The following is a 12754-nucleotide window of genomic DNA, read 5'->3' on the forward strand; positions in this document are numbered from 1 at the left end:
GTTTATGACTAACTACAGAAGTGGAAGAATAAACGAAGAAATGAAAAAGGAAATAAGCAATATAATTAGAAATGATATCAAGGATCCTAGAGTTACTGCTATGATAAGTGTTACTAAGGTTGATGTTACAAAAGATCAAAAATATGCAAAAGTATATGTGAGCGTTTATGGTGAAGGCAAATCAAAGGAAGATACTTTTGAGGCACTTAAAAATTCAGCAGGTTTTATAAGGAGAGAAGTTGGGCATAGAGTAAAACTTAGAAATACTCCAGAAATAATTATAGAACTGGACAATACTATAGAATACGGCATGCATATAGATAAAATTCTCCAAGAGATAAAGGAGAATGAGAAAAATGATAATGAATGATATTATAAGTGAGATAAGAAGAAGTAATAAAATTGCAATTACTTTTCATTCTTCTCCAGATGGTGATTCTATAGGAAGTTCTTTAGCACTATTTCAAGGCATGAGAAAATTGGGAAAGGAAGTTGAAATACTCTCAAAGGAAAAAATTCCGGAGAGTTTCAGCTTTTTACCCTATAGTGAAAATATAAATGGCAAAAAGTTTGAAGTGGACCCTGAAGTAGAATGTGTTATAGTGCTTGATTGCGGAGATGTAAAAAGAATAAATGCAGATTTGAAATTTGAGCAAGGAAGCTATACTGTAATAAATATAGACCATCATCTAACAAATGAGTTATATGGAAATTTAAACTATGTAGATACTAATGCAGCTGCTGTATCTGAAATAGTATATCAGTTATTAAAACTTATGGATGTTGAACTGGATAAAAATATAGCTCAGTGTCTTTATACTTCAATAATAACAGACAGCGGATCCTTTAGATATCCCTCAACTACTTGTGTAACCCATACTATAGCAGGAGATTTGATAAATACAGGTATGGATTTTAGTGAAATTCACAGGATAATTTTTGAAAACAAGAAGTTTAGTAGAATAAAACTTTATGGAAAAGCAATTGAGAGTATGGAGCTTATAAAAGACAGTATCTGTGTAATAAGTATCACTAAAGATATGCTGTCTCAAGTTGGTATAGAAGGAGATACAGACACTTCAGATATTGTAAATATAGGCATGAAGGTGAATACTGTAGAAGTTGGAATTTTGTTAAAGGAAGTAGAAGATAAGATAAAAGTAAGTTTGAGGTCTAAATCAAAGGTAGATGTAAGAAAGATAGCAGAAAAATTCAATGGCGGGGGACATGTAAGAGCAAGTGGTCTTGCAGTTAGTGATAAATCTATAGATGAAGTAAAAGATATGATATTAAAAGAGGTTGAGAAAGAACTGATATGATTGATGGAATTTTAAACATAAATAAACCTGTTGGAATGACTTCCTTTGATGTAGTTAAGAAAATTAGATCAATATCAGGTAATAAAAAAGTTGGCCACACAGGTACTCTTGACCCTATTGCATCAGGAGTACTTCCCATTTGTATAGGTGGTGCCACAAAATTTGCAGATTATATAATGAAAAGCCACAAAATTTATCTAGCCGAGTTGAAGCTTGGAGTTAATACGGATACCTATGATAGGGAAGGAACTATAGTAGATACTTTAGAAGTTAAGCTTGATGAAAAAAGTGTAAGAGATACAATTTTAAGTTTTCAAGGGGAAATAGAACAACTTCCACCTATGTATTCAGCAATCAAGATTAATGGAAAAAAGCTTTATGATTTAGCAAGACAAGGTATAGAAATAGAGAGAAATAAAAGAAAAATCAACATATATTCTATAGAAATTATTAATATGAAATTACCTTATGTAGTGTTTCAAGTTAAGTGTTCTAAAGGAACTTATATAAGAAGTTTATGCCATGATATTGGTGAAAAATTAAATTGCGGTGGCATAATGTGGAACCTAAAGAGAATGGCTACGGGAAATTTTAATATTTCAAATTCCATTTTACTAGAAGACCTGCAGAAAGATAGCATATCAAAATACATTATTCCAGTAGATAAAGCACTAGAAGAATATCCTAAGGTTATAGTTGGAGATAGATATTTAAAACACGTTTTAAATGGTATCACAATAAAAGACAAAGAGTTTATAGATAAAGTTCAAGAAGGTAAAATCTATAGGGTATATATACATGAAAATAAATTTATAGGTATTGGAAGTAGGGGAACTTTTGGATTTAAGATGGTAAAATTATTCGTTAGAGGTAACTAATTATGATAATAATGGAAGATAATTTTAAAAAACATTTTACGAAAAGTACATATATTGCTTTAGGAAGTTTTGATGGACTTCATTTAGGACATATAAACCTTATAAATAAAACTGTTAAACTTGCAAGAAATAACAAGGCAAATAGCATGGTGTTTACCTTTAAAAATCATCCACTTTCTACAATAAACCCTGAGGTATCTCCTAAAATTTTAATGAATAATGAATCCAAAATAAGTGTATTGAAAGATGCTGGTTTAGACATAATAAATATGGCTAACTTTAATGAAGAATTTATGAAAATATGTCCTGAGGATTTTGTTATTCATCTTTTAAACAATTATAGAGCTAAAGGACTCGTAGTTGGTTTTAACTATAGATTTGGGTATAAGAACTTGGGAGATGTAAGCTTACTTAAAAAAATGAGCAAGGCACATAAGTTTTCTTTAAATGTTATAGATTCAGTAAAATATAAAGGTCAGGTAGTTAGTAGTTCAATAATAAGAACTATTATATCCGATGAAGGGGATATAAAAAAAGCGAATAAACTTTTAACAAGACCTTTTATGCTGCAGGGTGAGGTAATACACGGTAAACAACTAGGAAGAAAATTAGGATTTCCAACTGTAAACCTTGATTATGACAAGAGATTTGTTATACCTAAAGGTGGCGTATATTACACTATAGTTGAATGCAATAATGATTTGTTTAAAGGTATAACAAATGTAGGTTATAATCCGACTACCTGTGACAATAAGTTGAGCATTGAAACACATATACTTAATTTTAATGAAAACATGTATGATAAGAATATAAAGATATATTTTATTGAGAGAATTAGGGATGAATCAAAATTTGGCAGTTTAACAGAACTGGCAGATCAATTAAAAAAGGATAAGATGTATGCAAGTAAGAAAAGAATAGAAATTAATTTAAAAAATTAATTTACAATAACGACTTTATTTGCTATAATTACAATCGTGATCCGTATGCTAAGAATTCCGAATTGCCGACGACATTCTTGGAATATAGGGGATTAACAATTGGAGGTGTAACAAAATGGAAAAGGCATTTAAAGAAGAAATAATGAAGAAATATGCAAGACACGAAGGAGATACAGGCTCACCAGAAGTTCAGATAGCATTACTTACTGAGAGAATTAATCATTTAAATGATCATTTAAAGATTCATAAGAAAGATCATCACTCAAGAAGAGGTCTTTTAATGATGGTTGGTAAGAGAAGAGGTCTTCTTAACTATTTAATTAAGCAAGATATTGAAAGATACCGTGCTATTATTAAAGCGTTGAATTTAAGAAAGTAATCTTTAGAGCGGCTGTAACCGCTCTATTATTTTAACAAAATTGTAACCTATTGAGAGGAGGTATGTTTTTTATGAGTGAAATTATTCAAACTACTATTGCTGGAAGAACTTTGAAAGTTGATTATGGTAAAATAGGAAGACTTTCTAATTGTGCTTTTTTTATAAGTTATGGTGATACGGTAGTTTTAATCAATGCTAATGCTTCAGATAAACCTAGAGAAGGAGTGGACTTTTTTCCTTTAAGTATAGAATATGAGGAAAGGTTGTATTCTGTTGGAAAAATACCTGGAGGTTTTATAAAGAGGGAAGGAAAGCCTTCTGAAAAGGCTATATTACACGCAAGGGCAATAGATAGACCTCTTAGACCACTGTTTCCAAAAGGATATAGAAATGATGTTCAAGTCGTTTGTACGGTGGTATCTGTAGATCAAGATAATGCACCAGATATATTAGCTATAAATGGTGCATCACTGGCTCTTTGTATGTCAAGCATTCCTTTTACTACTCCAGTAGGAGCAGTATCTGTAGGACTTGTAGATGGTAAGTTTGTAATAAATCCTGGTTTAGAGGAAAGAAGTAAAAGCAGTTTAAATCTTACAGTATGCGCTACGGATGAAAGAGTTATGATGGTAGAGGCTGGTGGAGATGAAATACCAGAAGATACCATGTATGATGCTATAATGTTTGGATTTGAAGAATGTAAGAAGATAGTTGCATTTCAAAAAGAGACTATGAATAAATATGGAAAACAAAAGGAAGAACCAGAACTCTATAAAGTAGAGGAATCCATAGAAGAAGAAGTTAGAAAATTTGCATTTCAAAAAATAAAGGATGCCATGTACATAATGGATAGAGACGAGAGAAATGCAGCTTTAGAAGATGTGGATAAAGAGTTAAATGAGCAATTTTCAGAGAAGTATCCTGATAATGGATCAGATATAGCAGATGTAGTATATAAGATTAAGAAAGAAATAGTAAGAAATATGATGTTAAACGAACACAGGAGAGTTGATGGAAGGGCTTTTGATGAAATAAGGCCAATAAGTTGTGAAGTTGGTATTCTTCCAAGAACTCATGGAACTGGATTGTTTACAAGAGGATTGACCCAGGTAATGACTGTTGCCACCCTTGGTTCTTTAGGTGATGTACAAATACTTGATGGAGTAGGCACTGAAGAATCAAAGAGATATATACATCATTATAATTTCCCATCGTACAGTACGGGTGAGACTAGACCTTTAAGAGGACCTGGAAGAAGAGAAATAGGACACGGTGCGTTAGCTGAGAAAGCATTAGAACCACTTATACCAAGTGAGGATCAATTCCCATATACCATAAGACTTGTATCAGAGGTATTGAGTTCCAATGGATCTACTTCCCAGGCAAGTATATGTGGAAGTACACTAGCACTTTTAGATGCAGGAGTTCCTATAAAGAGACCAGCAGCTGGAATAGCCATGGGACTTATAACTAGTGAAGATTTGTCAAAGGAAGAAATAGTTACTGACATACAAGGAATTGAGGACTTCTTTGGAGACATGGATTTTAAAGTTGGTGGAACAGAAAAAGGTATTACTGCCATTCAATTTGATACAAAGATTCATGGATTATCTGAAAACTGTATAAGAGAAACTCTTAACAGGGCAAGGACAGCTAGGTTATTTATATTGGATAAAATTCACAAGTGTATTCCAGAAGCTAGAGAAGAATTATCAGAGTATGCCCCAAAGACATATACAATGTCTATATCTCCAGATAAAATAAGAGATGTAATAGGAGCTGGCGGAAAAGTTATCAACAAGATAATAGCAGAAACTGGTGTAAAGATAGACATAAAGGAAGACGGAAAAATATTTGTAATGTCAGAGGACAGTAGTAGTGCTAAGAAAGCATTGAAGATTATAGAGGACCTTACTAGAGAGGTAAAAGCAGGAGAAATATACTTAGGTAAAGTAACTAAAACAACTAATTTTGGTGCCTTTGTAGAAATACTTCCAGGAAAAGAAGGATTAGTACACATATCAAAATTAGATTTTACCAGAGTTAATAAGGTAGAAGATGTAGTTTCAGTAGGAGATAAGATATTAGTAAAGGTAACTGATATAGACAATCAGGGTAGAATAAATTTATCCAGAAAAGATGCGATAAAGGATTCTGAAGAAAATAACTCTAAGGAAAATAGTTCTAAAGAAAATAACTTAAAGCAAAATAAGTAATAAATAGAAGGGCTTATATGCCTTTTTATTTTTTAAAGATGAAAGGGGTGAAAACTCTTGCAGTATAGTGTGTAGGGTTAATATCACTATAGGGCAGTAAAAGCCAATGTATAATCTGTTTCAATTGGATAATGGACTTAAGATAATTGTAGAGAATATAGATTATGTAAATTCTATAAGTGTAGGTCTATGGGTAAAAAATGGATCTAGAAATGAAAATGAAGAAAATAATGGCATCTCACACTTTATAGAACATATGTTTTTTAAAGGAACATCAAATAGAACATCTCTTGAAATAGCTGAATGCATAGAAGATGTAGGAGGGCAGATAAATGCTTTTACAGGTAAAGAAGCTACATGCTTTTACGTAAAAGCACTGGATTCACATTTCGAACTGGCAATAGATGTTATATCTGATATGCTATTTAACAGCAAATTTTCCCCTGAAGACATAGAAAAGGAAAAGGGAGTTGTAATTGAGGAGATAAATATGAATGACGATTCTCCAGAAGATGTACTTTCAGACCTTCATAGCAAAGCTATGTGGGGAGATGATTCGATATCATTACCAATACTGGGGAATGCTGATACTGTAAAATCTTTTACAAGAGAAGAACTGCTAGAATATATAAGGTCTCATTATATACCTGAAAATTCTGTAGTGTCCATAGCAGGCAAAATTGACATGAATACAGTTGAAAAATTGATGGAAAAGTATTTTGAAAAATGGAATTCCAATGGAAAGAGCCTAATAAATTATTCTAGACCCCAATTTTTAAAAAATCATCTTTTTAAAAGAAAAAGTATAGAACAGTTACACATAAGTCTTGGTGTACCTGGAGTTGAAAATGGCAATGATGATATTTATGCACTTTTGCTTTTAAACAATGTGTATGGGGGAGGGACTTCTTCCATACTATTTCAAAAAATAAGAGAGGAAATGGGAATTTGTTATTCAATTTATTCTTATCCAGCTTCCTTTAATAACATAGGAGTAGTTAATATTTATACTGGATTAAATGTGAAATATTCTTATGATGTAATATGCAGGATAAAAGATGAACTGCAAAAATTTGTAAAAGAAGGCGTAGACTCTAACAGATTGAAAAAAGCAAAGGAACAATTAAAAGGAAATTACGTACTAGGACTTGAAAGTATGAGTAGTAAAATGTTTAGTAATGGGAAATCAGTCTTGTTTCTAAATAAGTTGAGTACTCCCTCGGATATAATAGACAAAATAAATAAAATAGATCAAGATACTATTAAAAGGGTTATGAAAAATACTTTTTGTAAGGGAATAGTAAATTCTGCTTTTGTAGGAGAAAAAGTAGATATATATCTTATGGAAAATTTATTAGAGAAAGATACAGATTTATTTCCAAAATCAGAACACAATTTATTGTAAAGCATTTAATTATTAAAAAATTAGTTGGTAATAAAGAGAAAATATCCCTCATAATATTTAATATACAATTGAATAGGGGGATGTAATATGGATGAAAATATAAAGTTTTATAGTGAAATGGAAAGATATGAGATTATAAATGTAAATGATGGAAATAAATACAATTGCCTTGGAAATAATGATATAATAGTGGATTCTTCTGGAAACTTAAAAATACTTATTTTAAGTGAAAGTAAATCAAAATTTTCAATTTTTGGTAAAAGCGAATTTATAGAAGTTCCTTGGGAATACGTAAAAAAAATAGGGGCTAAGACTATTATAATAGATGTAGAAGAAAAATCTTTAAAAAGAGTTCATTAAAATAAATATGATTTTAATATAAAAGATCAACTTATGAGCTCCATTCAGAAAGGTATATGAATCTCCTAAAATGCATAAGCTAAACTTGTTCAAGGAGGAGATTAAAATGCCAGAAGATGAAACTAAGAATAGAAAATTGGAAAATATTAAAGAACTAGGGTCTGTAAATGTAGCTGAAGGAAGAGACAATATTCAGATACTTCCAATAATAGGTCAAATAGAAGGTCATGTAAATCTTTCATCTGAAACTAAAACCACTAAATATGAACATGTGATACCAAATTTAATAGAAATTGAAAATGATAAAAGAGTAGAAGGATTGCTTGTAGTTTTAAATACTGTAGGAGGAGATGTAGAAGCGGGCCTTGCTATAGCAGAGATGATAAGAAGCTTAAGTAAACCGACGGTATCTCTTGTTATAGGAGGAGGACATTCTATAGGTGTGCCACTTGCTACAGCCTCTGATTATTCCTTTATATCTCCTAGTGCAACCATGATTATACATCCAATAAGAATGAGTGGTATGGTTATTGGAGTACCTCAGACTTTTGAATATTTTAATAAAATGCAGGAGAGAATAAATGAATTTATAGTTCGAACATCTAAAATAACTGGAGAAAAGTTAACTGAGTTGATGCTTCAGACAGATGAACTTTTAAATGATATGGGTACTATATTGATTGGGAAACAGGCAGTGGAGCAAGGCTTAATTGATGAAGTGGGTGGAATAAGTCAGGCTATTAACAAACTAAATGAAATGATGGCAAAATAAATTTACTTTTATTAAATTAGCCATAGGATTTATCCTATGGTAATTTATGTTTTAATATAAATATTTAAAGTCTTATCTATTAAAAACATTAAAGGAAAAAGGAAAGCTATGTAGAATATTTAATTTAGAAATATCTATTTTTAAATTAAAGTGTGTCTGTAATTTACTGGAGGCGATATAGATATGGCTAAAAGCAGAAAAAAAGAAACTCATGTACTTGACAAAGAAATAAAGGGCATAGTGCTATTTACAGTAGGCGTGCTTATGATAATAAGTGTATTTTCACCGTCTTCCTCTGGTATTATCGGTAGATTTATAAAAAAAATCTTAATAGCAGTATTCGGAATAGGATCTTATATATTACCATTTTTTATAATATTTATAGGATGCTGCTGTATAGCAAAGAAAAATAAGATAAATTTCAACAAAAAATTTTATGGAATTTTACTCTTTATTATAAATACACTGTTATTCATACAACTAATAGTTATGTCTGACTATTATGTAGAATATAGCTTGATTTCAGGTATAGAACGATTGTATGAATCAAATACTGTATTTCATGGAGGAATAATAAGTTTCCTAATAGATGTTCCACTTTTTAAATTGTTTGGAAAAACAGGCTGCTATGTTATATTTATATCAATTTACATAATATCTTTTATAATAATGAGTAAGGTTACTATATACGATGTATTACATAATATAAAAGCTTTTTTCCTTGAAAAAAATACAAACAATGACACTAAAATAGAAGACAAAATTTTAAATCAAGGTAAAATTGAAAATGAAGAAGTAAACAAAGATGATTTCATTAAAACTATAAACAATAGAATAAAGATATTAGATTTTATGAAATCATCAGATATAAAGGATAATTATAGATCAGAAAAGCCTAAGGAAAACAGTGAAAATTTAACGTATCCTACTGAACTTGAAAATGACACTTACAAAAAAAATTGTGAATTAATAAATGAAGAGCTTGAAAAAAATATGACAGAAAGTGAAAAAAACTTAGTTTCAGTATATAATTTTCCTTCAGTGGATTTATTGAGACAAAATGTACAGTCAAAGTTAAATAAGCATGATAAAAAGGAATTAATAAGCAGTGCCAATAAGCTAGAAGAAACTCTTGGAAATTTTGGAGTAGATGCAAAGGTGCTTCAAGTAAGCAAGGGACCTTCTGTAACTAGATTTGAACTTCAGCCAAGTCCTGGAGTTAAAGTAAGTAAAATTGTAAATTTATCAGATGACATAGCCCTTGGACTTGCAGCTTCAGGAGTGAGAATAGAAGCTCCCATACCAGGAAAATCTGCCATAGGTATAGAAGTGCCAAATAAAGATTTGACACCAGTTTATTTAAGGGAAGTTGTAGAATCAGAGGAGTTTATAAATTCAAAGTGTAAACTAGCTTACTGTCTTGGAAAAGACATAGGAGGAAATTGTATAGTATCAGATCTTACTAAAATGCCACATATGCTTATTGCAGGTGCAACGGGGTCAGGTAAAAGTGTGTGTATAAATGCTCTTATAATAAGCTTGATCTATAAGTATTCTCCTGATGATGTTAAACTTTTGATGGTAGATCCTAAAGTGGTGGAATTAAATGTATATAATGGCATCCCACATCTTCTTATACCCGTAGTTGTAGACCCTAAAAAGGCATCAGGTGCATTAAATTGGGCTGTACAAGAAATGACAAGGAGATATAAGCTCTTTGCAGAAAATAATGTAAGAAATATAGAGGGATATAATCAATTGTTTCAAGAAGGAAAAACAGATAGTAAGCTTCCTTTTGTAGTTATAATAATTGATGAACTTTCTGATTTAATGATGGTATGTCCAAATGAAATTGAAGATTATATAGGACGTCTCGCTCAAATGGCAAGGGCAGCTGGAATGCATTTGGTTATAGCTACTCAGAGACCTTCTGTAGATGTAATTACTGGAGTAATTAAGGCAAATATACCTTCAAGAATATCTTTTGCAGTATCTAGTCAAATTGATTCTAGAACTATACTGGATAGTGCTGGAGCTGAGAAATTACTTGGAAAAGGAGATATGTTATTTTATCCTGTAGGTGAAGCAAAACCTATAAGAATACAGGGAGCCTTTATATCCGAAGGTGAAGTTGAAAAAGTAGTAAATTATATAAAAGATGAACAAGGTGGACCTAATTATGAGGATAAAATAATCGAGCAAATAGATACAAATGTAGTGAAAACTAGTAGTGATAGCGATGAACTTTTAGATGAGGCAATTAGAATTGTAGTAGATGCAGGACAAGCATCTACATCTTTACTTCAAAGAAGGCTTAGAATAGGATATAATAGAGCGGCTAGAATAATAGAAGAAATGGAAGACAGAGAAATAATATCAAAAAAGGATGGAACAAAGCCAAGACAAATTCTAATTGACAGAAATCATTATGAAAATACGTAAATTAATGCAATAGTAATATTTTATATAAGATTAAAAATAACTAAATAGGAGGAAGTTTGGTGGATAAACTAAGAGTTGGACTAATAAGTTTAGGCTGTGACAAAAATAGATTGGATTCTGAAATAATGTTAAGTAATTTAAATCAAGAATACAGTTTAGTTCATGATCCTAAATTAGCGGATGTAATAATTATAAATACATGTGGGTTTATAGAATCAGCTAAGCAGGAATCCATAGATACAATACTTGAAATGTCACAGTATAAAGAAAAATTTAATTGCAAATTAATTGTGGCAACAGGATGCCTGGCTCAAAGGTATGGTAAGGAACTTATGAAGTTATTACCTGAAGTAGATATAATGCTTGGAGTAAATGATTATGATAAGTTAAATGAAACTATAAAGAAATGTATTGAAACTAACAACAGTAGGATTTATAATTGTGATTACAGTGATTCTAATATAAATGAAGGAAAAAGAATACTTACTACGTCAACACACACTGCTTATTTGAGAATTGCAGAAGGATGTGACAATCATTGTACCTATTGTATAATTCCTAAAATAAGGGGAAAGTATAGAAGTAGAACCATTGAAAACATAATAAACGAATGTAATGATTTAGCTAATCAAGGTGTTAAGGAGATAATACTTATTGCACAGGACACTACAAGATATGGAATAGACATATATGGTAAAAAAGTGCTTCCTGAACTCATTCAAAAAATATCTAAAATTAATGGAATAGAGTGGATAAGGCTTTTATATTGCTACCCTGAGGAATTAACGGATGAAATTATAAATGAAATTTCAATAAATGATAAAGTATGTAAGTATATAGATATACCTATTCAACATATAAGTGATTCTATACTGAAGCTTATGGGAAGAAGAGGAAGAAAATTAGACATAATAGAAAATATAGATAAGCTTAGAGCTAGAGCAAAGGGTATTGCAATTAGGACTACAATAATAGTTGGCTTTCCTGGAGAGACAGAAGAAAATTTTGAAGAACTAAAGGACTTTGTAAGTACTATGAAATTTGATAACTTAGGTGTATTTAAGTATTCCAGAGAGGAAGGAACTGCAGCTGCAGAAATGAGAGATCAGGTTCCTGAGGAGATTAAATCTGCAAGGGAAGGAGAACTTATGGTACTTCAAAAGAAGGTAATGAGTTCCATAAATAAGAGTAAAATTGGAAGAACTTACAAAGTAATTGTAGAGGGAAAAAAGGGAGAACTGTGGTACGGAAGAAGTTATGAAATGGCTCCAGATATAGACGGAGTTATATACATAAAGTGTAAAAAAACTTTAAAAATAGGTACTATGGTTAATGTAAAAATTACTCATAGCCTTGAATATGATTTGGTAGGAGTTGTATGAAATGAATCTAGCAAACAAGCTTACAATGCTTAGAATGATATTGATTCCGTTTTTTTTAATATTTATAACGGTAAAGGGGATGCCCTATGGTAAACTTATTGCAATAGCTATTTTTATATTAGCATCTATTACAGATAAATTAGATGGGTATATAGCTAGAAGCAGAAATCAAATAACAAATTTTGGAAAATTCATGGATCCCCTAGCGGATAAACTTTTGGTTACTACTGCACTTATATGTCTTGTAGAGTACCATATAATACCATCTTGGGTTGCGGTGATAATAGTAGCTAGAGAATTTGCAGTTACAGGACTGAGAACAATTGCAGCAGCAGAAGGAATGGTAATAGCTGCAAGTCCTTGGGGAAAAGCTAAAACTGCAACACAAATAATTGCTATAATTCTTGCTCTTTTAAATTTAACTTATAATCATGTATCATTAAGTTTACTTAGGGGATTTTTGAACCGTCCTCACAAAGTTTTAAATTTAGTTACAGATGTTGCTATGGGTATAGCTATAATAATGACTTTAATTTCAGGTATAGATTACTTCCTAAAAAATAAAGAAGTTATAAGGACAGACAGATAATTAAGTCATATTGATTAAAATGTTTTTAAGTGTTCATAATTAAAGCTAAATACAGAATTATGAAAAAAACT

Annotated in this window: 12 protein-coding genes; all 12 read left to right on the forward strand. The window is 30.9% G+C overall.

From position 1 onward, the window contains the following. Window positions 1–4 precede the first annotated feature (4 nt). The 12 genes from rbfA to pgsA all read left to right on the forward strand — a co-directional run bounded on the left by rbfA (window position 5) and on the right by pgsA (window position 12683). Window positions 5–370: a 30S ribosome-binding factor RbfA gene (rbfA, locus tag B5S50_RS18045; protein WP_065077427.1), complete on the forward strand. Its 366-nt coding sequence runs from the start codon at window positions 5–7 to the stop codon at window positions 368–370. Then, on the forward strand, window positions 357–1319 hold the full coding sequence (locus B5S50_RS18050) for a bifunctional oligoribonuclease/PAP phosphatase NrnA (protein ID WP_065077426.1): 963 nt from the start codon (window positions 357–359) through the stop codon (window positions 1317–1319). The genes rbfA and B5S50_RS18050 overlap by 14 nt, the downstream gene beginning before the upstream one ends. Next, the gene (truB, locus tag B5S50_RS18055) at window positions 1319–2197 is read left to right on the forward strand and encodes a tRNA pseudouridine(55) synthase TruB (protein WP_065077716.1); all 879 of its coding nucleotides are present in this window, start codon (window positions 1319–1321) and stop codon (window positions 2195–2197) included. Before B5S50_RS18050 ends, truB begins: the two co-directional genes overlap by 1 nt. Window positions 2198–2199: 2 nt before the next feature. Next, window positions 2200–3138 carry a bifunctional riboflavin kinase/FAD synthetase gene (locus tag B5S50_RS18060; protein ID WP_065077425.1) on the forward strand — a complete coding sequence of 313 codons (939 nt, stop codon included), beginning with the start codon at window positions 2200–2202 and terminating at the stop codon, window positions 3136–3138. A gap of 115 nt (window positions 3139–3253) precedes the next feature. After that, complete coding sequence (rpsO, locus tag B5S50_RS18065; protein WP_063557328.1) at window positions 3254–3517, forward strand: 30S ribosomal protein S15; 264 nt, start codon at window positions 3254–3256, stop codon at window positions 3515–3517. A gap of 71 nt (window positions 3518–3588) precedes the next feature. Beyond that, window positions 3589–5733 (forward strand): polyribonucleotide nucleotidyltransferase, encoded by a 2145-nt coding sequence (locus tag B5S50_RS18070; protein WP_065077424.1) that lies wholly within the window; start codon window positions 3589–3591, stop codon window positions 5731–5733. A gap of 106 nt (window positions 5734–5839) precedes the next feature. Beyond that, complete coding sequence (locus B5S50_RS18075; protein ID WP_217302462.1) at window positions 5840–7138, forward strand: pitrilysin family protein; 1299 nt, start codon at window positions 5840–5842, stop codon at window positions 7136–7138. Between the two features lie 87 nt (window positions 7139–7225). Further along, window positions 7226–7498 carry a YlmC/YmxH family sporulation protein gene (locus B5S50_RS18080; RefSeq protein ID WP_065077422.1) on the forward strand — a complete coding sequence of 91 codons (273 nt, stop codon included), beginning with the start codon at window positions 7226–7228 and terminating at the stop codon, window positions 7496–7498. 106 nt (window positions 7499–7604) lie between these two features. Then, on the forward strand, window positions 7605–8270 hold the full coding sequence (locus B5S50_RS18085; RefSeq protein ID WP_065077421.1) for a ClpP family protease: 666 nt from the start codon (window positions 7605–7607) through the stop codon (window positions 8268–8270). A gap of 183 nt (window positions 8271–8453) precedes the next feature. Next, window positions 8454–10712, forward strand: a complete 2259-nt coding sequence (locus tag B5S50_RS18090) for a DNA translocase FtsK (protein WP_065077420.1) — start codon at window positions 8454–8456, stop codon at window positions 10710–10712. 59 nt (window positions 10713–10771) lie between these two features. Beyond that, the gene (gene rimO, locus B5S50_RS18095) at window positions 10772–12094 is read left to right on the forward strand and encodes a 30S ribosomal protein S12 methylthiotransferase RimO (protein WP_217302463.1); all 1323 of its coding nucleotides are present in this window, start codon (window positions 10772–10774) and stop codon (window positions 12092–12094) included. A 1-nt stretch (window position 12095) separates the two neighbouring features. Beyond that, the gene (gene pgsA, locus B5S50_RS18100) at window positions 12096–12683 is read left to right on the forward strand and encodes a CDP-diacylglycerol--glycerol-3-phosphate 3-phosphatidyltransferase (RefSeq protein WP_013237992.1); all 588 of its coding nucleotides are present in this window, start codon (window positions 12096–12098) and stop codon (window positions 12681–12683) included. The last annotated feature ends 71 nt before the right edge of the window (window positions 12684–12754 follow it).

Origin of the sequence: Clostridium sp. 001 (assembly GCF_019056555.1) — a bacterium.
In the GTDB taxonomy this organism is placed as follows: Bacteria; Bacillota; Clostridia; order Clostridiales; family Clostridiaceae; genus Clostridium_B; species Clostridium_B ragsdalei.

Coding starts and splice junctions, on each gene's coding strand:
- rbfA (WP_065077427.1), top strand. CDS start 5: ATGACTAACTACAGAAGTGGAAGAATAAACGAAGAAATGAAAAAGGAA.
- B5S50_RS18050 (WP_065077426.1), top strand. CDS start 357: ATGATAATGAATGATATTATAAGTGAGATAAGAAGAAGTAATAAAATT.
- B5S50_RS18060 (WP_065077425.1), top strand. CDS start 2,200: ATGATAATAATGGAAGATAATTTTAAAAAACATTTTACGAAAAGTACA.
- rpsO (WP_063557328.1), top strand. CDS start 3,254: ATGGAAAAGGCATTTAAAGAAGAAATAATGAAGAAATATGCAAGACAC.
- B5S50_RS18070 (WP_065077424.1), top strand. CDS start 3,589: ATGAGTGAAATTATTCAAACTACTATTGCTGGAAGAACTTTGAAAGTT.
- B5S50_RS18075 (WP_217302462.1), top strand. CDS start 5,840: ATGTATAATCTGTTTCAATTGGATAATGGACTTAAGATAATTGTAGAG.
- B5S50_RS18080 (WP_065077422.1), top strand. CDS start 7,226: ATGGATGAAAATATAAAGTTTTATAGTGAAATGGAAAGATATGAGATT.
- B5S50_RS18085 (WP_065077421.1), top strand. CDS start 7,605: ATGCCAGAAGATGAAACTAAGAATAGAAAATTGGAAAATATTAAAGAA.
- B5S50_RS18090 (WP_065077420.1), top strand. CDS start 8,454: ATGGCTAAAAGCAGAAAAAAAGAAACTCATGTACTTGACAAAGAAATA.
- pgsA (WP_013237992.1), top strand. CDS start 12,096: ATGAATCTAGCAAACAAGCTTACAATGCTTAGAATGATATTGATTCCG.